Source organism: Citrobacter sp. Cm046, assembly GCF_030333065.1.
Lineage (GTDB): Bacteria > Pseudomonadota > Gammaproteobacteria > Enterobacterales > Enterobacteriaceae > Citrobacter > Citrobacter murliniae.
On the sequence record NZ_JAOWGP010000044.1, the window covers coordinates 185,014 to 208,797 of the forward strand.

Sequence of the window (23,784 nt, forward strand, 5' to 3'; positions counted from 1 at the left end):
TTTCTTCTCCTTTCTGCACCGCACTCCACCAGTGGCATACGGTGCATTTGCGAACCCGCCGACGTTCTACTGACAAGGAAAATTATCGCATTGCACACCACATGTGCAGCGCGATTGCACTCCATCCTGTACTGGCAAACGCCGCCAGAGATAATGTGAAAAAAGAGTATCCGATCAGCGGTAAGAAACAATGTAATGGGTGTGGTTATATCTTATTGCGATATATTCGTGCCTGTTTTCTACTTTGCGGTCATGAAAGTGGTGCAAACAAGCTAACCGTAGAAAACATAACCGGATCCATCGGGGCAAAAGCGATAAGTGGTAATAGCGGAGATGGGCTGGCAAGTCTCAAAGAAATCCACGCAAGTGCGTGGATTTTTAAAACTGTAATACGACGTTTGTACACAAGGTCCAATGTAGCGCTCCACTTTTTCTATGTGTGGATGCGCTTCTCCTTTTTACCTGATATGCAGTTTTCAGGAAAATATTACTGATACCACCTGTTATCGCTCAGTGATGAGATGTTTTCGTTATTATTTTTAGTAAGTTTAAAAAAATATTATCATAAAATTTAGAATGTTCATTTTATGGATAGATAATATTTAATGTGGCGGATGTATTTATTTTACCCTGGGTGATGTTTTCTTTATCCCATGCGTAATAGTATACTGTCATTGGAATTGAAAAATTATCGCTTATAGAGTGTCCAGCCGAAACATTATAAAGCAGCGTTGCCATACCCCTGCTGGTGTTTGAGGTGGAAATCATAACTGGTGTTTGCGGTTTACTCTGTAGAGTCAAACGCAATCCAATGCCTTTTATTCCAGATGCGCTGTTGTCCACGAGTACTGAATTATCAGAGGAGTGTAACGTATTGCTTGACAAAAACATTTCGATTGCCCGGTCTGAAGTGCCAGCTATGCTTATATCCTGACATCGCATATTCAATATAAAAGGTGTTAATCCGGGCTGGTTTGAAGAGTTAATCTGGTTTACTCCCAGGGTAGGGAGACTGACCGTCAACCCAGCATTAATAAATGAACAAGTAGTTTGTTTCGGTGAGTATTTAATTATCATGGGTTGACCAAACATGTCGCGCGTATCATATGGCCACCTGAAACCGTTGAATAGCCATGTGAATATTTTTTGTACCTGATTTAATGGCCATAATATGATTTCTGAAAAGGACAATCCACTAAGATCACTCACAAACAAAACATCATAAAGTTTCACTGTTTCTCCTGTGATAGCCATTCCTCCCTGGTTTACCAGCGAAAATCGTACGTTGAAACGGGTATTCAACTCTGAAGCAGAGTGCAATCCATTCGATTTCAAAGTAACTGTTGAATGAGTACTCGTTATTTCTGCAAGTATCATGTGTTTATTATTGTTGAATCCAAGAATGGTTGCGTATTTTATGTTATTTGAGAGTATCGGAGTATACGCAAAATCACTATTATATGTTGTACAGTTAAAAGTGCCAGCATACTGAGTAGTGAACGTCCCCGTCCATTCTGGCGTAGCTGTGCTTAGTTTGTCTGATAAATCGACATTTATGGGGGCGGCATAGCTTATACCATTACCGGAGCAGGTAGCGTAGCTAGTGCTGCTGACAAAAGCGAACAACATGAGAAGGAGCCACTTCATTATTATCGATCCTGTTTTTATTTACAAATAGCAGTAGGTGAATTCAAACTGAATACGGGATATGTTATGTCACAGTAACTATCACGCATCCTGACTCTCAGGCGTTTTGGTGGATGTTCTGCACGCAAATAAAGCATGCTTGCCTGGCCGACATAACCAACAGAGATATTCTCTTCATTAAAGACTTCAGTACCGAAAGGTAGGGGAGAAGCATCAGACCGTGTTGCGTGAAGTTCCCATGTTTGACGCTTATCTGTTTCAAAATATAGATAGTTAATTGCACCATCGTATGGTGCGCTATTTGCCATATTTCCTATTATTTCTGCTCCTGAATGGGTGTCTGTTTCTGCTAACGTAATTGAATTTTTGCGATAAGGCGTAGCATAAGGTACAAGTGCCAGGCCATTATTGTTTGTAATGATGCTTTCATCACCATTTATCATTAACCCAGAGGCTGCAGGTGCTTCTACGATAGTCATCGTATTGCTTATTTCATTCGAGGTGAGAATACTCCATGGGAACGCTACAATGCTTCCTCGACTGCTCATACCTGACTGCCGAAAATTTGCTGATTTGCTGTATGATGTCCCCAGGGTAGAATAGTTGGACCTGTATGTGGCATTAAGACTCGCCATATTATCACCATTATTTGAGTGGCTTTCGGACAGGGAATAAGTTAACCGGTTAGAAGCCATTGCGGTCCCGCTTATACTAATGTTGCTTTGTTCATAATGTGTATCACTGGCAGAAACACTGGAACTTATCCAGGCTGTTTCTTCAAATAATGAAAATGGCAAACTTAATGAAGCATACATACGTGTTTCTTCTTTCCCTTGGATATCCCTTACGCGGCTGGAAGAGATGGAATAGCTGCTTTTTCCTAACGAATTTGAATATCCCATTTGATATTCGAGTTTTTTTTGTCCTGAATCCCAGTAATCGCTCTGTGTACCCGATAAAAATATAGTCCCCCATGAGTCAGTCAAACGCTGGTTTAAGTTGAGCGTAAATGTATTTTTAGGACGTGTAGTGTATGTTGCCTCTTTAGTATTAAAAGGCATATCTGTTGCATTATAAACATTATCTGCATAGTCTTCATGGCTTATTTTCAGAAGATGATAACTCTCATGTGAATAAAGTGCATCGTTGAAACTATAATATCCTTTAGTTGAATAATGATAAGCCGCCACAGTAAAGTTTGTGGCAGTGGAATCGATAAATTTGCTGTAGGATATCCTGTAGCTTTGCCCACTATTTGTAGCATTCTCTAGCTTAGTGTTTGCGTGGGTAACATCTATTGAAACTGCGCCGAAAGGAAGGTTCCAGCCAGAACCGAACAAACTTGCCTGGTAGTTATCACTAATGATCGCCCCGGTGTAACCCGTAATTAGGTTATTGATGCCATAACTGAAAGTCCCCTGAACAAAAGAGGGAGTGGTATCAATAGTGGTCTGGTTAACTTTCCCTGCGATAATACCGTATTGAGTTACCCCTGCTTTTAGCATGCCAGGCACAGATGAAAAAGGCACTGTGAAAGATTGCTCTGTCCCATCGGCTTCACGAATGACCACCAGGAGATCTCCTGCGGAACCTGTTGGCTGAATACTGTCCAGGGAAAATTGGCCCGGTGGTACATTCTCCTGGTAAATGATATTGCCGCTTTGGATTACTTTAACGAGAGCGTTAGTCTGCGCGATACCATGTATCACTGGAGAAAAACCTTGTTGAGAATTAGGCCGCATTTTCATCTCAGAATTAATTGAAAACCCTCGGATCCTAAGGGAGTCAAAGAGATCACCGGGTGTATAGAAATCACCGAAAGTCAGATTTGATTTCAGTCCGGCAATGGGTTTGCGAAAGTAACGGGTATTATTTTCCCACTGGCCTTCGTTACTGGTGCGCTTACTCCATGTGCTGTTATCACGAAATTGCCAACCGAGCAGATTAACCCCGGAATTAAGACCAGCGTAGAAATCATCATTGTTGGCTTTTGGGGGTGTTTTAGTTTGCGTGTTGTAGTAGGTCATGTTGTATGAAAGTGTTATTGCAGAGATACCTTCATCCCAAAATTGTGGGGCAACATAGCCTTCTTCTGTACGAATTATCGCGGCCTGAGGAACAGTAAGTTTTACACTTAACGAACCTGGATCCGTTTCAATACGTCCTCCCTGTACCAAATCATGCAATTGCACCTGAGCGGATTCAGTTGCAGGTGTAGGGATATTTTGAGTATTAATTCCTAGTAGTTGTGAATCTTTCCAGTCGAGACGGATATCATCTCGTTCTTTTCCGTATATGACATCATAGCAGCCTTTCCAGTTACCATTTACGTAGATATTTAATGGATGTTTACCAACTGGCATTTCATTATTTTCATAAAAGCGAGAAAGATCAGACTTGCCAGATGCTCCAGCAAGTATAGAAGTATCGAAAGTCAGGGCGCTCGATCTGTACGAAAATAGAAGCGGACATATAACCAATAGATAAAACTTGTTTTGTGTAATTTGCATGATGAAACATTCCTATCACTGACTGGTGATAGTGTGGCGTTTATATGCCCCCAGGTCATCAACATACATAATCCAGTATTTTTGACCCGGGTTGATAGTTTTTGTTGTTAAGGTGATTTCATGTGCAAATGGCGAAATCATCAACGGCTCATTCAGTAATTTATCTTTTTGAATATTTTCAATATTAGCGATAGTAATATTAAAAGGACTTTCATTAATGATACGTAGCTGCTTATGTTCTGCGATAAATTTTAGCCTGGACAATGCACTATCCACAGAACCATTTAAAGCGGCAGGGCGATAAAATAGTTTGATACGAGTCTTGATAGCAAGTTGTATTGTATTCTGACCATGTAAGTTTTCAGGGGTCGGTGGAATATCCAGTACATTGAGAAAGAAAACGGATTCACGATCTGTCGGCAGATTCGCCGGTATCTTTTTGATGCGAAGATGTTGACCATTATTAGGGTTAACCTTTATTACTGGGGGGGAAAGCAGAAAGGGAACATTTGCAGTTTCTGGGGTTGATTTTATGTTCCCATCATCAATCCATGATTGAACTAAAGAAGGAGCATCGCCATTATTAATTAATTGAACGATAACTTCTTTACTCTTTTCAGGATAAAGAATTCGCGTGCCATTGATCACTATATTAGCATGTGTATTGCTAATGCTTAGAAAAAACACAGTCAGTAAAGTTGCTTTAAGCATGATTATAACCTTTAATTCAGACTCTGCTTTTGCAGAGTCTGAATGGGTGAGACTTACAGGTATGAAATGGTATAAGTAACGTTCGAACTTAATGCCCCCACAGTGGCGGCAGTGGTATTTGTCTTATAGTAGTAAACATCCAGAGTGAGTGTCTCTTCGTCAGATAATTTTGCGGCTTCTGTAATCGAGGTTGTATATGGTTGGTTTAGAATAATTGGTGCGGTAGCACCCGGCTCTACAAGTGAGAAGCCAACATTACGTGCAACGCTTGGGTCGTTTTCGTTGACGGAGTTATTTAATAAATATTTCCCATCAGTTGAAATATTATCAGCAGAAAAGAAATGAATTTTCAAAAAATGGATGCCTGAGGTACTAACTGCTGGTGTACAATCAGAGAATGTCATTGAAAATGACTTTTTATTTTTGTTGATAAGGCCTACAGTATTTCCTGCTTCCGTAATTGTAATAGGAGAGAGCGCTACAGTAAAGTCAGCACTTTTACCTCCATTAATTGTACAAGTTGTATCTGTAATAGCACCACTAAAGTTGATAACGCCACCAGCAGTATCGTCGGCAGCAATCGTACTTGCTGAAGTGGTAACTGCTGCAAATGCAGATACGATCATGACCTTTTTAATCATAATAAACTCCGTTTGATTGATATCAAATAATATGGGTATGTAGCGGGGGAGTTGATTCTTTCGCACAGATTTACCATTGAATTAAATACGTGACTAAAGTTTTCTAATCAGAAACATCAGAGGTATATGTATGTCGATGAAACGACTCTGCTTCAACGTGAGTATCATGCAACAAAAAGACACATATCAAAACATTATACTGATTAATGGCGATAAACGACATTATAATCTTCTTTGCTGGGCTGAATTATTTTTACTATCTACTACGCCTGATATATCTATGCATAATAATCATTTAATAATTCTTAATTACCCAGGATATATAACTTCATTGCGGTTAATTAGTTGGCTTTACTTGACGCATAATATTTTGTGGGTATTATTTCTCTTATGTACTAGCTCGTAAGGATACTTATGAAGTACCTCATTGATCTTACAATGCTTTACGAAGTCGATAGCGGAATTATTATGATTAATGGTGAGGAAGAATCATCGATTCATTTATCTAACCAAGGTGCAAGATTATTATACGTATTAATCATTAATAATGGACACGTAGTAGAACGTGAAGATTTGATAAAGAAAGTGTGGGAAGATCATGGATTCACAGGTTCTTCAGTGAGTCTGAATGTAGCTGTAAGTGAAATAAGAAAAGCGTTTCGTTATCTCGGATGTGACCCCATGCTGATAAGGACCATCCGAGGCAAGGGTTTCTGTCTTGAGGCGAATATTGATCATCACACACTGAGAGTTTCTGATAGTCAAAAACAGGTGGCAGAAAAAACACCCCGCAATAAAATTTTCCTCATGAATACCCGTTGGCATTTTTGTTCTCAATTTTCACGACAGCATGTATGGAAGTTGAGGGTGTTTTTTATCAGTATTTTTATAGGGATAACTACATTTTTGCTACTAATTCGAAAAGACGATTACCCGCACCCGTATTCAGAAGGTATTCATCAACATTTTCTCGGTAAAATTAGTGAGTGTGCAGTTTATTTTGTTGGAAAAAACAAAGTTGAGCCAGTAAATCATTATCTGGACAGGATACGAAATATGATTGTTGATGAGCATGTCAATTGTCAATTACCCGGTGCTGATGTCTACTATTCAAACTTTGGACAACACCAGATTGAAATTGTTTTTTTAGGTGTATGCTATTGGAATAAAGAGGCCGACGATTATAAAAATTGTATATCTTACAGGAACATGACAGGAACTTAGATGATGACTGATAAGTTGTTAAAGATAATATTTGTCATAATTATGTTGATTGCCACTGGTTGTGTGATTTTTTATTACTTTATCCGGGATGAACATCATCTTGATGATTTTCGGTGTCAATCAGATGTCGTTGTACGTAAAGCTGATTCATCTGGTGAAGATGCAGAGATCCGTGTGACATCTTTTTTTATCTTTAATAGTTCTGGCGCTGTTACTATCATTCATAAAGGAATAATGACTCAGAAGGGGGAAAGTTATCTGATTAATAGAGATTATCAGGTTAGTGTAGATAAGGTCGTTGGTTCAAATATTTTTAATATAACGGATGTGAAAATGACTAAAACTCCAGAGGATTTAGCGCCTGAGGTTATGTTAAATGAAATGGTACTTGGAGGTACAAACTTCTTCTCTGTCTTTCAGATCAAGGGGCAGGTGAGGCTTATCCAGGGACTTGTACTACCTGTTATGGTTTGCGTTGATATGTATTCGTGAATTTTATTAGCCGTTTCAATACGGAGATTTCCATCACGGATAATTGCAGTTGTTTGAGTTGCTGTAGTTAGCTAACCAAAGTTTAAATGATTTCCTTAGAGATTTAATCCCTTATGCCGATGCTGGGGAAAATGACTCTTTATCGTTTTTCATCTGCGCCCACTCTCTGACTATAAACTCGAAGGTGTTAGATACGCCACCGATCTTGCGGCTGGAATAGCGTCAGCGAGTACAGGATCACCACATTGCTATTTGGTCGTTCTGGATATCAGGAACAAGAAGACAGGGACGCCTAAAAGCGCGGTTAAGATCCCCACGGGTAATTCACGTGGGGCAAGTATCGTGCGTGCCAGTGTATCGGCCAGTACGGCGAAGATAGCCCCCGACAGTATGGCTGCAGGCAGCAGCGTCCGATGCCGATGGCCGATAAGCATCCGTGCGATATGCGGGACGGTCAGGCCGATGAACCCGATAGCGCCACAGCAGGCGACGACAACCCCCGTCAGCAGCGTAAGCAGGCAGAACATTACCAGTTTGATCTGGCCGACTTCCACACCCAGGGATTGCGCGGTAATGCTCCCGAAGGTCATAACATCCAGCTCCACGGCGCGCCACCAGCAGAAAAGACCGACAGGCAGCAGCACCAGCGCACATAACAGCACCTGCATCCAGCTTGCCTGAGCGAAACTGCCCAGCAGCCAGAACATTACCCCACGGGTGGTATCCGCGTCGGTCTTCCAGAGCGTGATAAGCGAGGTGAGCGCCGACAGCAGTTGCGTGACGGCCACGCCTGTCAGGATGAAGCGGCTGGAGGAACCGGAAAGGGATTTTCCCGCCATCGACAGCACCAGCACAAAGGCCAGCACCGCACCACAAAATGCCCCTGCCGGGACAGCCGCCCAGCCCACACTGAGACCGAGCGCGATAACAAGCACCGCCCCAGCGCCAGCGCCGGAGGAAATACCCAGCACCCATGGATCAGCCAGTGGGTTGCGCGTCAGCGACTGAAGCACGGTTCCAGCCAGCGCCAGGGATGCGCCTGCCAGCGTGGCCAGCAGGGCGCGGGGCAATCGCAGTGACCATACAATCCGCTGGTGCAGTGTTCCTTCCGTATCGCTATGCCAGTAGCCCGCCATCACGGCGTTCACCACCTCATCAAGTGAGAAGGTGACAGGGCCGAATTTAATGGCAACACACAGCACTAGCAGTAACGCTGGCACCAGAATCAAAACACGGATGACGGAGGAACGTAGCATGGTTATTTCCAGCCAGCGATAACGTAATCATCCAGGAACTGCCAGACGGTACCAGTCTCGTCAAAGCCTGCCTGACGCAGCATGGCGAGCTGGAATTCTATCGGCGTCGGCAGCGGCATCGGACGGCCAGCAAAGATAGCGGTACGTTCATCCATTTTTTCGGCAAGTTCAGGGTGGCGGGTTGCTGTTTCAAACCAGGTATCCCAGTCCTGCGCGCCCGCCGCCCAGCCTTGTTCCTGCGTCAGCTCATCGTGCATTTGCGCCATCAGTTTCTGGCGTGGGTTGCGGTTATCAAAACGCTGGTGGTCGGCATTCATGAACAGGCCGCCCTGATCCAGAGTGTGATAGATATTGCGGTAAAGCACAGTCTGCTGTTCCGGTAACAGCCAGTGAATGGCCGTACTGGATACCATGGCCTGCGGTTTTCCTTCAACGGAATCAAAACAGGTCGGTAGCGCGATATCAGCGTGAATGAACTGGATGCGGTCTTTGTGCTCGATCATGGCTTCTTTTGCCAGGGTCAGCAGCAGTGGATCAAGATCGATGGCCGTCACCCGAGCGTTCGGGAAGCGGTTTAACAGGCGCAGGCTAAAGGAGCCTGGGCCACAGGCCACATCGACAACGTGAAAATCATCACCAAAGGTCATTGCCAGTACATCGAGAGCGGCGGTGAAACGTTCTTCGCGGTGCGCGATGTAGGCGTTTTGTTGCTGATCCCAGTTATTCAGTAAATCGCGGGCTGGAAAAGTCATTGTGGTTCCTTGGTAAAAGACTGCATTTGCGTGACAAGTCGATGCAAGGCCAGTACAGAACGCGCAGAAGCGTCCATGTCGTAGCCTGGCAAGATGATGTAGTGCCTTGCTTTGACGGCTTTCATGCTGGCCGTAAGCGGGTTGTGCTCCAGAAACTCAATTTTGCTTTTGGCGCTGTCACCTGGGCCGCCACGGTTTAAGTCGCCCAGCACCAGAAAATCAGGATCGAGAACCGCTATTACTTCCCAGTTCATCGCGGGCCACAGCTCACGATAACCATCAAAGATGTTTTTACTGCCAATGGTCTGCGTAAGCAGTTCGGATGCACCGTAACCGCCTGCCACATAAGGCGTGGCGGTATTGGAGTACCACCACATCAGTGTTTTGGGCGGGAGCTTCACGCGAGTATCGGCAGCTACCTGCGCTTTCAGCCTGGTTATCAGAGCGTCAGCGCGGGGGGCAACGTCATAGATACGGGCGAGATTGCGCAGCTCATCGTAAATCCCCTCGAAGGTGACGGGGGCAGGGGTTGCACCTTGCAGCCCGTTGCACATGCTTTCGATAAGCCAGCTCCCGATTCGCCATTCCTCCAGGCGTTCGCGGTTAGCGGTTTCAGGGCTGTTAAACCAGTAATAGCTCCCTGAGTAGATAAAGTCCGGCCGGGAGGCTAACAGCGCCTCGCCAGACCAGGCCGCGTCATAGAGCTGGGCTTTTAGTGGAGCAGCCCAGGGCGACGGCGCGGTATCTTCATCTGGCCGATACCCCACCGCGCTGATGATGGAATCCCCCAGATGCAGAGCGAGCATGTTTTCTATCGCGGTCGGCATGTAGGCGATAGCCCGTTTCGGTGGGTGTGCGAACGTCCAGCGCTTGCCGCAGTTTTCAAGCGTTACCGGATGGGCAAAGCTGTTGCAAGCAACCAGAAGCGGAAGAATGGCGAGACGACGCATCAGAAATTCATGTTCACGTAGGCTTCATAGGTACGGCCTGGTGCGATCATTTCCTGGCCTGCGTAGGTGCGCTGCCAGGTGTAGAAGCGATCGGTCAGGTTGCGCACGCGGGTGCCCACCACAACATCTTTCACCAGCTCGTAATCAGCGCCCAGATCAACGGTGGTGTAATCACTCATCTTGTTGGTGTTCGCATCATCGTTGTAGCTGCTCCCCACGTAGTGGAGTTGCGCGTCTAAGCCCAGTTTCTCGGTCGGCATGTAGCGCCCAAACAGGTTGGCCGTCCATTCTGGTACGTAGCGCGGCTGGTTGCCAGACAGGTCTTTAGTGCCTTGCTTGAACTCATCAAAGCGGGCGTGGGTGTACGCCACATTACCGGCAAGCGTGACGCTATCAACTGGCTTCATTGCGCCGCTTAACTCAACACCGCGTGAGGTCTGTTTGCCGACCGCGTTCCATACGCCTGCTTGCGTAGCAGATTGCTGGTAGAGGTTGGTTTTCTGGAGATCGTAAACGGACAGTTTCATTTCGCCGCGTTTATCCCAGAAAGCACCCTTCACGCCTGCTTCATACTGGCGAACATCGGTGAGCGGCAGGGATGTCTGTTCCGGGCTGATAAAGAAGATATCGCTGCCAGGTTCTTTCCCGGTGGAGTAGTTTGCGTACACCGTCCAGTCATCGTTGATAGCCCAGCTCGGGCCCACGCCCACACTCATGAAATTATAACCACGGTCGATGACTTTCCCCGCCTGCTGGTAGTTCCAGTGCATATCCATATTGGTGTAGCGGAACTGGGTAAGCAGGGCGACGGAATCCGTTACGTTAAGGTTGTCTTCCAGCAACAGGGCGTACTGGTTCTGGATAATGTGACGAACTGGGGCGCGCATCTTGCCACCCGCGCCAGCGCGGAAGGTGTTAGAGGCCGGGTTAGTCAGGGATACATCTTCACCACCAGGGAAGCCGTTCGAGTAATACTGGAATTCACGCTTGCTGAAGTCCACGCCTGCGGTCACACGGTTATCCATGGAGGCGATGGAGTGATCCCAGGTCACCATGGTGCGGTTGCCCGCCAGCTTGTCATCGTGCGCGATTGCGCCGTAGGAATCGCGGGTGGTGGTGCCTGCTGCCTGCGTCTTCGACTGGAAATAGCGCTCGGCGTTCTGCCACTCGCGGAAGCCTTTGTAATAGTAAAACTGGTTATCAAAGGTTAGGTATTCCGTGGCGCGCCAGGTCTGGGTGGACTGGATAGAGGTGGCCTGGCTGCGGATGAATGCGTCCTGAATGTTGTTGTAGTTCACATGACGCAAGCCTTTATCGATTTTGCCATCAATTACCGGCGTACCAAAATACGGGTTGTGCTGGTCGGTCAGGCTGCGGTCAAGATCAAGCGTAACCTCGGTGGTGTCGGTCGGAGTCAGCAGCAGGTTGGCCGTCACGCGTTCTGGACGGCTGCGTTCTTTTTCGACCTGAGTTCCGGTATTGGATGCGCTCACATCCACACGGCCAGCGGCCAGACCGTCTACCAGAGTACCGCCTGCGCCTACATGGGCGCGATGGCTGTTATGGCTGGAATAGCCATAATCCACTTCAACAGGCTGCGGTATGAAGGAGGCCTTGCGGGAAATCAGGTTTACGCTGCCGCCTGCATTACTAAGCCCGTTCAGCACAGAACTCGTGCCGTAGAGGATATCGACGTTTTCATAGTGCGCCGGATCGGCAATCTGGATGGTACTGCCTGGAACGGCTACGCCATTCAGCAGCCAGGACACACCGGAGAAACCGCGCAGGGATACCGAGTTAGACAGAGTAGGGGAACTGGTGCCCGACAGACCTGGCGCTGTTTCCACCACTTCAGTCAGGGTGCGTTTGCCTTTCTTCTTCAGGGTTTCTTGGCTGATGGTTTCCGTATGGCGTGGCGTCTGTTTGTCGGTTAAACCCAGACGGGAGCCGGAGCCTACGGCAAGCAGTTTGGAATCCGTCTGCTCGGAAAAACTGCTGCCATTGCTGGTGGCCGTAACCACCAGTGTTTCTTCAGCGGCATGAGCGAAGGATGAAAGACTGGCAAAAACGCTAAGTGCGATAAGGGAGGGTGTGAATTTCATAAATCTTCTTCTATTTTTTAAGTTATGTTATAACATAACATTATTCGTAATAAAAAGAATCACCCTAAGTGGTTTAAGTCGAAAAAAACTGCATGGCATGCCAAATGGTTCCATGACGGAATGCGTTTCAGTGGTATTACTTCCCCTGCCAGGAGAGTTAGAACGGGTAGGTTGCGTCTGTAACAGCCTGATCGTCGGTAGCTATGTCGTCAGATTATCAAAGGCACTCAGGGCGATGCCGCGTAAATTGCGAGTCGGCGCCGGGTTGAGAAACGTTGTATTGCCCAAACCCTTCGCTTTTCGTTGCCCGTAGCGTGCGGTTTCCAGAGGGATTTCAAAGTATGCGAGTGCAACGGTACTTTGCTTGAGTTCTGGCAAACAGCATGCCATACGACAACGGATACCAACGGGAGGTTACCACTGAACTTATTTGCTGGATAAATCGCAGCTCAGCCAAAAATAGGGATATTGAAATCGCTGCAAGAAGGGCTGGCTTTTGCTCTGGCATCTATCTTCAGTGGTTATTCAAACAGTACACAGCTATGACTCTTCACTGATATATCAAAATTGTCCGTCTGGACCATGCTGAAATTGATCTGATTAAGAAAGGAGCATCTGTCATTGATATTGCTGTTCAATAGGGTTACGAATCTCAACAGACATTCCCCCGTGCAATGAAATGCCATACCGGTCTTAATCCCGGCACCATATGGAGGAAAAATAGAAGATCTAATAGCGTCAGTCCGTAGTAATGCAGGCTTGTTTATGTCTGTCCCAGATAATCGCTTTCTGCTCTGACGTGTAGTTAATCCGAGTTCTTCGTTTCATGGCAACGTCCCCCTTGATTAAGGATAGCGTTGCATCGACCCGTTGAACTCACAGCGAGGAGCGGACATGGACAGGAGGATGCTGATAATATTTCCACCAGTGGGTTATTGTTTCCAACAGGGGGATACGAATGGAATACCAAACGTCATTGCAGAAAATATTGTCAGATGACCCTGTAAGAATGAAGATCCTATATGCAGTTCGAGCACTGGAACTCAATGATGGTTGGATCGGAGCGGGATTTGTACGAGACGCTGTTTGGGATCACTTACATGGATATGGGCTAAGTCCAATTTCTGGTGATGTAGATGTCGTCTGGTTTGACTGTGAGCACTGTAGCCCAGACCATGATCGCTTCCTTGAAGACAGGCTTAGGCAACAATTACCTTCGTTATACTGGTCAGTGAAGAATCAAGCCAGAATGCTCAACGTAATGGTGATCATCCCTATACCTCAACAGGAAATGCTTTACTGCACTGGCCTGAAACAGCTACGGCCGTGGCTGTCAGATTGGGGAAGGAAGGTCTCGATATCACTGCGCCTTATGGACTTTCTGACTTATTTGAACTGCGTTTACGACCGACTCCTGCATTTGAACGTGAAAAGTTGGACTCTTTCAAACAACGGGTCACTACAAAGCAATGGTTGGAACGTTATCCCAGATTACAGCTCATCGTTTCCTTATAACCTCTATACGCAGATATCCCGGCTATTGCAGTTCGATTGTATGATTGACAGTCCGATGTGAGCGAGGAGCGGAAGTTCGCAACTCCCACAACTACATGACTTACCTTGAGGTGTCGTAATCAACGGAGAGCAGGTCATAGTCACTTTAGCTGCTTCAAGGGATAAGAGTTCGTGGTACTGGAACCGTCACTGTAGAGCTCGGTAATAATTATTTTTTTACCATCAATAGCATATTTGACTGTACTGTCTGCAGGATCATCACGCCAGCGACCGGTACTGTCAGGATTGTCAGATGCCCACATAACTTGATCACCTATAAGTTTGCACTTAATTGCCCAACGGGTGCTATCGTTCTGTCGGATATAATGTACGTAGGCAATACCTGATTCGACTTTATCCAGTTGCATGATCTTATGGTCACGTCCAAACATCGCAGCAGAAGCAGCCTTGCAAACCTGACCTACCGTGACTTCAGAAGCCTGTACCGGTGCAGTAAACACCAGCGGAAAAAGAAGTAAGAGTTTCTTCATACGGATCAATCCATTTTGTTTATTTTCAGGAATTACGCTAAATGTACATTTCGGCAACCTAAAGCGTTTCTTGACGCTAATTTAGCGTTGCGATGAAAGGACTGATTAACTTAGTCCCTAGCGTAATCTCAAGCTCTGCCTGACTGTCAGCTTGGTTCCTGCTATGCGTCCTCAGCATGGTAAGCAAATAAAAGATCAGGCATGAGACCAGTTTTCTCTATGGTTGTCAGCACGGACTGAGTAGATACTTCAGCGATAACCTTCATTGCCTCATCACGGATTTCAACATACGCAGGGTTATCTCGGGGCACAAATGGCTCAAGGAGGTGGCCAATCGCTTTACCGTTAACAGAGAGGCTGAACGTGCCAGCAACACGATCCACATTCCAGATATAAATGAGAGGACCTAGCCCAATATCCTCACAATCATCTTCGTTACGGATCCCCGGGAGATAGACAGGCATAGACAGCTTTTCATCACTCAGCGTCAGCGCAATAAACTGTTTTGCCGTGATTGAGGAACCCTGTCCGGGCTCAGTTTCAGGTCTTTTCTTTCTAAAGAATCCGAACATACCTTTTCCTTGTTAATGGTGAATCAGAAAGATAATTAGCAATCCTACAGTACTAAGTGTTCAGGTCAATGGAATGGCCCGTTCCCCGTTGAACTACACAGATTGTTGTAAGCCATTTCCGCACCTAGACACAGAACAAATTCATGCTCAGCAAGGTCTGTAGTGAGCGAGGAACGGAAGTTCGCAAGGCATTACTTATATCGCACCGTCTTGATCAACTGGGAGCAGGTCACATGCAAAACAAGCACGACAATGCTTTCAACTCCATAGCTTAAACAGGGGAAAGGGTATGGTGGTTATGAAAAAGATGCGACAGGCAGAAGCCTCAAGAACAAATCCCCGCCGCAGCGGGGAACAATACATACTCTCGCGGAAAACCAGGGCGGTTAACTAAATCCTCCCTGCTCACGTTAATCAATATTCAGTTCAATGGGCAGAATGCGGAAACTTTTGCTGGTCGCATCGTAGCGTGCTACCAACCCACGCCAACGCGCAATAACGTCACTCAGATACGCTTCCAGGCGCGGGCACTCCACCGAACGTTCATACGAACGGTCTTCGTAAGGCACCAGCTTATTGAACTGCAGCTTACGCCAGCGTTCACCGTCGTAGATGCTGGCAAGGTAGTAACCCGAATAGCCCCAGTTGGTATGACCGCCCCAGCGCGCTTGCTTGCCCGCGCGGTCATCGCGGCGATAGACGCGAATCGCCCCTACTGCAGTATGAAATTCATCGCGAACCATCTGGCCACTGACCACAATGCTGTCAATTTTATTATTCATGTTCACTCCTTATTGACTGAAAGAAAATGCCTTTATTGGCGCCTCGCTTTATAGTGGTAGTTTTATCCATCTGGGCCGATGCGTCTGCCGCGAAATTGGGGTAAGCGATGTTCAAACCACCTAGCATGCTAGAAATTATTGCCGCGCTATATGACTCTCTGGATGTGGCACAGAAGCTGCCGCGTCATGAAAAGCTGGCATACAAAGATCACCGTACGCTGCCCAGGCATCAGTTGTCCTACGCTACAATGACGCCACGTCTGCTTTCTTACCTTGTGCATGAGGAACATGCGGGCTTAAAAAATTATCTTGGCAACGTGCAGCGTTTTTTCTGCACGCTGAATGAAGCCGCCTATGAAACCGATCTGGAACCGGCTAGGGCGTTGGAGGTTTACTGGCAGTGTGTTTTCGGACCGATGCTTGCCGCGCTGCTCTACCATTTTCGCAACGAACACAATCAGCCTTATGCCATCCATCATATCGGCACGTTATTGCTGAGTTGGGACGTGCAGGAAGCGCCCGCGGAACGTGCTCGTTGGGCAAAAGAGGCCATAAAATCCCAATATGAAGTGAAGGTGCCGCAGTTCACGCAGGCGGTAAACAATATTCGTGGCGATAACATTCAAAGCCGGAGGGTGATTAACAACAATCTGGCGATCCTTGACTTGGAGCTGCAGGCTTTATCACATCCACAACACGAACAAATTCTGGCGGCGGTCTCTGCCCGTTATAACGCGGTGATGATCATCAGGCGTCTCGAAGAGGAAGGGAAAAGTGAATATCTTTTGCAGATTAGTGAGCTGTTGCAGGCATGTAGCCAGAACCCAGCCAGTGATTTAATGGTCCTGCATAACCGTATCGCGGCTGTTTTACTGCAGGATCACAGCACGAGTTTCTTCCAGTGGACGGGGCATGAGCTGTTATTAGCGCTGGATGAGCATATTGTTCCTAACCTGCAATCGCTTTATCCGGGTATTTTGGATGTCGCCGCAGAGTTTGGCGTCGATGCAGAGTGGCCGGAAATCGAAGCACTCGATGACTTCCTGTTTGAAATCGAGATTTTCGCCTCCGATTTGTCCCTGCTGGGTCATGGATTTATGCATTACTGGTTAATGCATCATTATATTGAACATGGTGATTTAGAAACGGCATTTCACTTCAGCCAGAAGTTTGAACAGATTGCTGAACAGGTGCATACGGGGCGTTTCCGCGCCTACAACCTATTACATAAAATTGTCCTGTATTGGGCGATAGAAAGAAAAATGCAGCATAATCAATTTGATAATGATGTCTCGCAGTTGATAATGACGCTTCCTGATGAGATATTCTTCCTGTCGTTAAAGAGTGAAAAAGGATTCACATTTTTTTCCCGGCTGGATGACAACGAGCAAATGCTATTACGCCTGTTCAGGGAGTTTAACCTGCACCATGTCAACCATCAGGTCGACCCGTTACAGAAACTGACGGAAATAATGCAAGTGGCGCTGACTGTCTGCGAAGACAATCGCAGCACCACAACGGAGTTATTCCCCACTTTTAAAAAAGGGTTGAGTAAAAACATCCTACGTACGCAACATGCCCTGCCTTTCACCAAGCGGTTAACCTATAGCGATGCGGTTGAGATACTGGAAGATCTTTATTTCCTGGCGGGGTTAAACCTTGATGACACGATCATGAGATTTCAGCGCGATCCCCGCTGCAAAGAACTGGTTCTAGCATTAGGTAGTCAGTAAATGCGCGATTTTATATTCCCCTTTTGTGGCAATCAACTGCTTATTATTTGGAAATTTAATGACAGGATTTTATGCGGCCACTGAAATTCATCTCAGCATCACTACATCCAATCCCTAAATATTGGTAAAGATGGGGTCAGCTTGGAAAATGGAAAATATCCTATGTTAAGCATGTTTCTTAAGCAGGAATAACAGATCGGTTTGAGCGAAGAGCGGAAGTAGTCACTTTTATGGTCTGCTCTCACGAAAGTGACTACAGAAACAGTTGCAATTCATAGTGACTTATCAATCAGTTGTTGTATTATCGGGTCACTCAAAGCTTCATTATGTAAGTAGTTATTGTATTCATTAGATTTCTCTATTTCTGAGAACATATCCCCAAAGATCAAGCCTGCTGTATCCACATTTGGTAATAATTTATCTAGGTACAACTTCGTAATCCCCATACTATTTGTTATCAATTTTTGAGTTTCAATTTTCAGATGAGGATACCCATCTGAAATAAACACATTGAAGCTATCCAGCAAGTTGAGTGCTCTAATCGTGGGATGAGGATGCCAGTTCTTTTTGGTATAAAATTCCATCGGGTTAGGTTTAAGAGGTTCTTGCCATTGCCCAACTAAGCCATAATTGAACAACACTCTAGTAATAAATAAACTACCTAATGCACAATATATTAATGCTAAAAACTCACCATCAGTTCGAAAGCCAAACTTTCTAAGAATACTTGCAGCATATAGCACAACTTTGTTAGCGGCACTTTTATCAGCATCGTATTCTAGAATATGTTTTTTAAGATCGAAAGGTCGTTCAAAACAATTCTCTGTAAGATGATTGTCTGTTTTATCTTTGATTGCATTAAACTGGAGTAAATGACGAAATTCATGATGGAACGTAAAGTGAATTGAGCAATCAAGCATGAACTTACTAAATGAGAAGTTTTCGTTTTTATATAACGATGCAAAGCCATCTGAAACACTTTCATTATTTAAAAATGCAGCAAATATTAAACTATCAAAAAAGTCTTTCTTGAATTTATTTCCAATAAGAATAGGATAACCTTTAGTGATTCCCATAATATTATAACCATTACGTTTTGTAGCAAAAGCGTTACATGTCGTAGAGTTATCTATATAAAAAATGACAGGTTCTATCCCATAGAGTTAAGCATTTGTACTGATAAGTTTCTCAAATTCACCTTCGAAATACTTGTATACTTCGAAATTGTTGCCTTCATGCTCATTGATATTTAACGTATCCAATCCCAACCCTTCGATAATTTCATTTTTGCTCTTAATCAAAGTTTCACCATTTGAATTTGTCAATAAAGAGAACAGTTTGTTCGTCAGTGTGCGTGTCTGTCTCATTATATCAGAGATCACGAAAGTAGTTAACTTTTTGCATCAAGAAATCGTCAAGCCTCTATAAAGCATACTGCTTGAAAATGAATGGTCAGTTATTTCCTTTACTAACTTAGCACCGCACACATATATATGTTTAGTAATACCATTAAATATAATGATTGCACTATTTCTGGCCCCCTCGGATTTCTTGACACTAGTTCTGCGACACGTGCTATCAGTGCATCAATTCAAGCCATTAACGCCTCATAATGTAGCACTGACCAGCTACCCGTTGATTAACATATTGTGATGCCTGCAATGTCTGCTCATGGCACGAAAGAGTCGATCAGGGGGCAGACATGTCTGCTCAGAGCGAACAGCAGACGTTTGTCATTGAGTATCCATGGTTCTTGCTAGCAATGCCGTGAGTCAAACAATTGGGAACATGTCATGCAACTGGGGTATGTTGGCTAAGCTACTGCAGGAGAATTTTCACTCTTGCTGACGCTAGTTCTTCAAACAGCATTCAATTATGACGGTTAACTGCCGATAATCTTCCAATATCACTAATGGAACAGGTGCGTTTCACAGGAAGGCATCTCAATTTAAGGGAAGAAAATGACATCAATGATGGTTATTCAGAAGTTCCACCCTGTCGGAACGGGTACCTTTAAGACGGGCTCTCTTCGTCACCTAGGTACAGGAGAGTCTTTCCAATGGGTTTATGATTGTGGCGCAACAAGCAAGACAACCCTTAACCGCGTATTGAGCGCATTACCCCGGAAGCTCGTGTCTCTTGACATGCTGGTGCTCTCACACTTCGATAATGATCATGTTAATGGCGTTGAAACACTTCTTCGGCACTGCTCTGTCAAGACCTTGGTTCTGCCATACTCAGAATGGGCTCAGTCCGTTCGGGAAATTTCTGTCCTAGGCAAGAAGGGCTCATCACCATCCACAGCCATGTTACAACTCAATCCAGTACAATGGCTGGCATCAAGAAATTTTGATGTTCGTGTTGAGGAAGTTGTACTCATTCGGAGGGGACCGGATGCAACACCAGTCCCCTCAGGCAATGAGGAGCCTGAGCCGAACTCAAGGGAGTTTCAGGAGGATGAACCAGGGCAATTCAGTGAAAATTACTTTTCTTTTGGGTCTTCTTTGTCCGGTAATACAAGCATACGAATCCTCCCCCATAACCACTCCATCCCGGCTGTAAATGGTGACTTTGAGTTTGTCTTTTATAATGCGGAAAAAGACTTTTCCGAATTGGGACTGATTGAACACCGATGCGGGCAGTGGTATGCGAAACACTCAGGCTGGCTCTTGTCGGATGTAAAAAAGGATATTCAGAACACCATTATGAGTACTAACCTGCATCAGCCGTTGTCAGGTATGCCAGCGAACTGGAGAAAAACACTCAAGGATCGGTATGAGTACCATTTTGGTCATTCCGGCAAAGCAAAAAATAACATCTCATTGTGTATGTATGCCGCCCCCGTAAGCCAACAATTCAGTATTTGCTGCATAGGCAGTGATCGCCACTTTTGTCGTTTCAGGTGGAGAAGAACTCTCCGGCCCGCCACGCTGTGCACCGGCGATATTCATCTTACTGCGGCAGTGATTTCAGATATTCAGCACCATCTGGGGGCGCAACGATGGAACCGAATTGGTTTGATGCAGGTCCCTCATCACGGTTCTCAGCATTCGTGGGAGCCTGGTAACGCAGTGCTACTGGCCCCTACGCAATTTGTACATTGTGCATCAGGTTCGAAACATCATCCTCATCCTGACGTGCAGGCTGACCTCAGCAGCTCCAGGGTGCATTGCGCAGACCGTACTCAGGGCGTGATTATCCGCTACAGGCTGTAGCGAAAGACGGGGCCGATATGATTGCTCAAATCTCACCATCTGCTTACCAGGATGCCGCACAGTCAGCCGATATTTACTTAAGCCTTCTCGGATTCTCCCTTTATTCGAGTGGCAGTCTCCTGTAACGCTGGTCGCCAGGAAATGCTTTTCGGTGCGACGGTTGCCCTGGAGGGTAAAGGTCACTGTTGGACTGTCTCAGTAACCCTGAGCTGCTTGGTCTATTGCTTTTGCAACGGCTGCCGATGGTTAGACATAGACGGCATGGTTGCCGCGGATCTCAGTGACTTTTGCGTGAGCGCGTTCTGAGTCCTGATTAATCATGCGATTCTTAGTTGCCACCATGCCGTAAACCTGTTCTTTCTTCCATGCGGGAGCGGTAATTTTTGTTGTACCGATGCTGGCTACCATGGGGACCTGAGAAATGGCCATGTAATTAGCCTGTGCGGCCGGGAGGTCAGCGACAAAGTCTTTTGCGAAGTGGCGGGATCAACCGCGAGATAGTTGCTAGGTATAGGACCGATGCTGGGGTCTTTACCGGATTTACCCTGAATCAGGCTGAGCACGGTTTCATCTTCATCAAGTACAGTGAATGGTTGCAATCAGCGAGGAACGGACAGTTACACTCATCACCAACGCCATTAGCCTCATCACGAGTATAAAGCTGTATTAATCAATGGGGAGCAGGTCAGAATTACTTAAAAGTGTAACCCTCAGGGTTCGAATGACTATATCTGGCACAAAGCGGACATTGAGGAAGGAGTTCAATCCTCGAGGTTTACTAAGTGCAATAAGTTCTACTCGAATCCTGCTACCCCTTTGCCCAGCTTATCAGCCCATTCCTGCATCATAACCTTTCACTCATCGAGATAAGTTACATGGTTGTATGTGCGACGAACATTGTTGGTATCAGCGAACGCAAGTTGGACCTCTATAGCGTCGGGTTGATAGCCCATCTCGTTTAAACGTGTTCTTCCTGTAGTTCTGGTATATAGGTACCACTCCAGCCGAGGCTTTTAAGTAGCCGACACAGAGAGTGCGATGTCATTGGGCTTAGCAGATTATCCCTGCCCGGAAAAAGGTGCTGCCGATGCCCGGTTAATCCCTGTAGTGTTCTGAGCTTTTTGACATCTTGGGAGGGCAGGGGAATACCGTGTTCTCTACAAACTTTCATTCGCGCTGCCGGAATGGTCCACAGGGCGCTATCAAGATCGATTCTGCCCATTCTGCTTCGGTAGCTTCAGCGGGACGCGCAAGTGTCCACCACATTAACCACATGCAATAGTTAACCTGGTACGAGCCATGACTATTGTCAAAACAGCTCAATAATCTCCCGATTTGCTGTGGGTTTAATGCCTGTTTGTGTTTTATTAGCAGGAAGGGGCTTGCGCGCAGGCCAGACGGGATCGCTATCAGCTCCAGGCGTCGCGACTGCCAACTCGAAAATTGATGAAACGGTGCGGCGAGCTTCCTCAGCAACTGTCGGGGCTCCCCGTTTAGCTGTTTCCTGAAGAATTTCAAGGATGAAGATGGAAGAATGTTGTACTCATCCGCGCACTCATTTTTGACTGCGTTGCTACGAGATGAATTGAGACGTTATGAAAAGAAAAATCCACGCAATTGCGTGGATTTTATGGTTTTTTGCGATTTTTATGAGATTCAGCGAAACCTCATGAGACAACCAATTTTATTTAGGCTGCAAAACAGCATCCGCAGACGGTACGGCGCTGTCGTGATACCGCCATTGTGCTGACACTTTGCGGAACAGGCCTGCGGGCCGGGGAACTGGTCAAACTTGAGCGCCGGGACTATGACAATGGCATCCTGACGGTGAGGCAGGGGAAGGGGCGTAAATACCGTGAAATTCATGTGGCGGATGCAGTGGATAAGGCCATCCGCGCATGGGTTAAAGTCAGCGCAAACGAAGCTGAAAACGCACTGTTCAGCCGTATTCAGCGCAACGGGAAGACCGCCACCAAACCTCTGACAACAACCGGGTTAACGGGTATCCTGGCTGAGTTACAGCAAACGGCAGGCATAGCACGTTTTACCCCGCATGATATGCGGCGCACCTTCATCACCCGTTTACTGGAGCAGGGCGTGGATATCAACACCGTCCGCCAGTTGGCAGGTCACAGCAACATATCCACGACGACGCGCTATGACTATCGTGATGATGACATGAAAGCTAAAGCATCACAGAGGTTGCGATGCTGGTGATAACTGGACGAAATTGATCTCAATGGCAAATGGGCGATAAATGGAAGTGTTGCTAACTGTTTTGTGGGGGAAACTGATGTAACGGTATACACCAAGCAGGACATTAAGCAAGTGATGGAAATTGTAGCAAACCTCCCTAAGCGCGTTGTTCAGCCTTACCGCTAAATGTTGATTCAGCAATCGATAGAATGCGATGACGTTCCACCGGACGAACTGGCGGGGAATGAGGCTATCAAAGCTCACTGGGATTGTTTAATTAGTGGCTCGGTAGAAATGTCTAAGGAAGACAAAGTTGAATGTTCGTTAAACGCTACGAGTGAAACGGGACGTTACAAAGTCTAAAATTTGCAAGAACGTTAGGTTGAGCTAAAGTTGAATGGTAACAAGGCTGCCTTTCGCTAACATTTTTACAATCAAAATTTTTGTGGAGAAATCTATGTCTTTACAAGATGCCGAAAAAATCTCCCAGCTACTTAAATCTGATTTATTGTTTAAAGAGCAATTTTTATCTAGGGCCCGAGAAATAATTGCTCAATTAATACAAGAAATGGCAGTTGAAAAAAACTTGAAATTATCTTTTGACGAAGCATATGTGTGTGCTTCTATATGGTCTGATTTAGATGATGGTGTTTGGATAAGTGAAGTGGACATTCAACAGATGAGCGTCATTTCTCACAATACTAGTCCTGAGGCTACTCCAGGTACGCCAGTATGTAATCCTAGTACTCCCGGAGACATTACGCGCGGGCCCAATCAACCTTGCTATCCTAGTACTCCGGGATCAACCATTCGTGGACCTAGCGCACCTTGTAATCCCAGCACGCCAGGTGATTAAATTTCATTTTTGTCAGAGTGCTGGTGCAACGAGCGGTATCAGCACCTTCACTATTTGATGTAGTAGTGCAGGAAAAGTTGAGAGTTCCAATCCTGCTCTA

The 23,784-nt window shown here is 45.8% G+C and carries 20 protein-coding genes and 4 pseudogenes; 9 read left to right on the plus strand and 15 right to left on the minus strand.

The window, feature by feature from the left end; all coding sequences use genetic code 11:
* Positions 1–41: 41 nt before the first annotated feature.
* Positions 42–494: a hypothetical protein gene (locus OGX98_RS18825; RefSeq protein ID WP_286595746.1), complete on the plus strand. Its 453-nt coding sequence runs from the start codon at positions 42–44 to the stop codon at positions 492–494.
* A 91-nt stretch (positions 495–585) separates the two neighbouring features.
* On the opposite strand, the gene OGX98_RS18830 is transcribed toward OGX98_RS18825, so the two are convergent.
* Genes OGX98_RS18830 through OGX98_RS18845 form a run of 4 tightly spaced genes read right to left on the minus strand, consistent with a single transcriptional unit; the run spans position 586 to position 5,509 of the window.
* Entirely contained in the window at positions 586–1,650 is a 1,065-nt protein-coding gene (locus tag OGX98_RS18830) for a fimbrial protein (RefSeq protein WP_286595882.1), read from the minus strand.
* A gap of 14 nt (positions 1,651–1,664) precedes the next feature.
* Entirely contained in the window at positions 1,665–4,157 is a 2,493-nt protein-coding gene (locus tag OGX98_RS18835; protein WP_286595748.1) for a fimbria/pilus outer membrane usher protein, read from the minus strand.
* A 15-nt stretch (positions 4,158–4,172) separates the two neighbouring features.
* On the minus strand, positions 4,173–4,868 hold the full coding sequence (locus OGX98_RS18840) for a fimbrial biogenesis chaperone (RefSeq protein WP_045443760.1): 696 nt from the start codon (positions 4,866–4,868) through the stop codon (positions 4,173–4,175).
* Between the two features lie 53 nt (positions 4,869–4,921).
* Entirely contained in the window at positions 4,922–5,509 is a 588-nt protein-coding gene (locus OGX98_RS18845; RefSeq protein WP_286595750.1) for a fimbrial protein, read from the minus strand.
* A 414-nt stretch (positions 5,510–5,923) separates the two neighbouring features.
* Between OGX98_RS18845 and OGX98_RS18850 the strand changes: the two genes are divergently transcribed.
* Both OGX98_RS18850 and OGX98_RS18855 read left to right on the plus strand, forming a co-directional pair.
* On the plus strand, positions 5,924–6,733 hold the full coding sequence (locus tag OGX98_RS18850; RefSeq protein ID WP_045443754.1) for a winged helix-turn-helix domain-containing protein: 810 nt from the start codon (positions 5,924–5,926) through the stop codon (positions 6,731–6,733).
* Positions 6,734–7,225 (plus strand): hypothetical protein, encoded by a 492-nt coding sequence (locus tag OGX98_RS18855; RefSeq protein ID WP_052369285.1) that lies wholly within the window; start codon positions 6,734–6,736, stop codon positions 7,223–7,225. It abuts the gene before it with no gap.
* 248 nt (positions 7,226–7,473) lie between these two features.
* On the opposite strand, the gene OGX98_RS18860 is transcribed toward OGX98_RS18855, so the two are convergent.
* The 5 genes from OGX98_RS18860 to OGX98_RS18880 form a co-directional block, all read right to left on the minus strand.
* Positions 7,474–8,481: a FecCD family ABC transporter permease gene (locus OGX98_RS18860; RefSeq protein ID WP_048221349.1), complete on the minus strand. Its 1,008-nt coding sequence runs from the start codon at positions 8,479–8,481 to the stop codon at positions 7,474–7,476.
* 2 nt (positions 8,482–8,483) lie between these two features.
* Positions 8,484–9,233 carry a class I SAM-dependent methyltransferase gene (locus OGX98_RS18865; RefSeq protein ID WP_200011020.1) on the minus strand — a complete coding sequence of 250 codons (750 nt, stop codon included), beginning with the start codon at positions 9,231–9,233 and terminating at the stop codon, positions 8,484–8,486.
* Positions 9,230–10,183, minus strand: a complete 954-nt coding sequence (locus OGX98_RS18870) for an ABC transporter substrate-binding protein (RefSeq protein ID WP_225760985.1) — start codon at positions 10,181–10,183, stop codon at positions 9,230–9,232. The genes OGX98_RS18865 and OGX98_RS18870 overlap by 4 nt, the downstream gene beginning before the upstream one ends.
* Positions 10,183–12,285 (minus strand): TonB-dependent receptor, encoded by a 2,103-nt coding sequence (locus OGX98_RS18875; RefSeq protein WP_286595754.1) that lies wholly within the window; start codon positions 12,283–12,285, stop codon positions 10,183–10,185. The genes OGX98_RS18870 and OGX98_RS18875 overlap by 1 nt, the downstream gene beginning before the upstream one ends.
* 201 nt (positions 12,286–12,486) lie before the next feature.
* Positions 12,487–12,663 (minus strand): hypothetical protein, encoded by a 177-nt coding sequence (locus OGX98_RS18880; RefSeq protein WP_286595755.1) that lies wholly within the window; start codon positions 12,661–12,663, stop codon positions 12,487–12,489.
* 580 nt (positions 12,664–13,243) lie between these two features.
* On the opposite strand from OGX98_RS18880, the pseudogene OGX98_RS18885 reads away from it, so the two are divergent.
* Positions 13,244–13,800, plus strand: a pseudogene (locus OGX98_RS18885) (nucleotidyltransferase family protein).
* 140 nt (positions 13,801–13,940) lie between these two features.
* Here OGX98_RS18885 and OGX98_RS18890 read toward each other — a convergent pair.
* From OGX98_RS18890 to OGX98_RS18900, 3 genes are all read right to left on the minus strand, one after another.
* A complete protein-coding gene (locus OGX98_RS18890) occupies positions 13,941–14,330 on the minus strand; it encodes a hypothetical protein (protein WP_048221353.1) in 390 nt (129 codons plus the stop codon).
* A gap of 161 nt (positions 14,331–14,491) precedes the next feature.
* A complete protein-coding gene (locus OGX98_RS18895; RefSeq protein WP_048221354.1) occupies positions 14,492–14,902 on the minus strand; it encodes a hypothetical protein in 411 nt (136 codons plus the stop codon).
* Positions 14,903–15,312: 410 nt separating this feature from the next.
* Positions 15,313–15,684, minus strand: coding sequence for a hypothetical protein (locus OGX98_RS18900; protein ID WP_111967345.1), 372 nt, complete (start codon positions 15,682–15,684; stop codon positions 15,313–15,315).
* 107 nt (positions 15,685–15,791) lie between these two features.
* Here OGX98_RS18900 and OGX98_RS18905 point away from each other — a divergent pair, with 107 nt between their 5' ends.
* Positions 15,792–17,417 carry a hypothetical protein gene (locus tag OGX98_RS18905; protein ID WP_286595757.1) on the plus strand — a complete coding sequence of 542 codons (1,626 nt, stop codon included), beginning with the start codon at positions 15,792–15,794 and terminating at the stop codon, positions 17,415–17,417.
* A gap of 272 nt (positions 17,418–17,689) precedes the next feature.
* On the opposite strand, the gene OGX98_RS18910 is transcribed toward OGX98_RS18905, so the two are convergent.
* Complete coding sequence (locus tag OGX98_RS18910) at positions 17,690–18,493, minus strand: hypothetical protein (RefSeq protein WP_286595760.1); 804 nt, start codon at positions 18,491–18,493, stop codon at positions 17,690–17,692.
* Positions 18,494–19,378: 885 nt separating this feature from the next.
* Here OGX98_RS18910 and OGX98_RS18915 point away from each other — a divergent pair.
* On the plus strand, positions 19,379–20,632 hold the full coding sequence (locus OGX98_RS18915; RefSeq protein WP_160873323.1) for an MBL fold metallo-hydrolase: 1,254 nt from the start codon (positions 19,379–19,381) through the stop codon (positions 20,630–20,632).
* Positions 20,633–20,878: 246 nt separating this feature from the next.
* Here the strand turns inward: OGX98_RS18915 and OGX98_RS18920 are convergent, their stop codons facing one another.
* Together OGX98_RS18920 and OGX98_RS18925 are read right to left on the minus strand one after the other, a co-directional pair.
* Positions 20,879–21,061, minus strand: coding sequence for a hypothetical protein (locus tag OGX98_RS18920; protein WP_087653034.1), 183 nt, complete (start codon positions 21,059–21,061; stop codon positions 20,879–20,881).
* A 425-nt stretch (positions 21,062–21,486) separates the two neighbouring features.
* Positions 21,487–22,154 (minus strand): annotated as a pseudogene (locus OGX98_RS18925) (tyrosine-type recombinase/integrase); the annotation flags it as partial.
* Positions 22,155–22,324: 170 nt separating this feature from the next.
* Between OGX98_RS18925 and OGX98_RS18930 the strand changes: the two are divergent.
* The 3 genes and pseudogenes from OGX98_RS18930 to OGX98_RS18940 form a co-directional block, all read left to right on the plus strand.
* A pseudogene (locus OGX98_RS18930) lies at positions 22,325–22,849 on the plus strand (tyrosine-type recombinase/integrase); the annotation flags it as partial.
* Positions 22,839–23,092 (plus strand): annotated as a pseudogene (locus OGX98_RS18935) (integrase); the annotation flags it as partial. The pseudogenes OGX98_RS18930 and OGX98_RS18935, both read left to right, overlap by 11 nt.
* 193 nt (positions 23,093–23,285) lie before the next feature.
* Positions 23,286–23,684, plus strand: a complete 399-nt coding sequence (locus tag OGX98_RS18940; protein ID WP_146106769.1) for a hypothetical protein — start codon at positions 23,286–23,288, stop codon at positions 23,682–23,684.
* Positions 23,685–23,784: the final 100 nt, after the last annotated feature.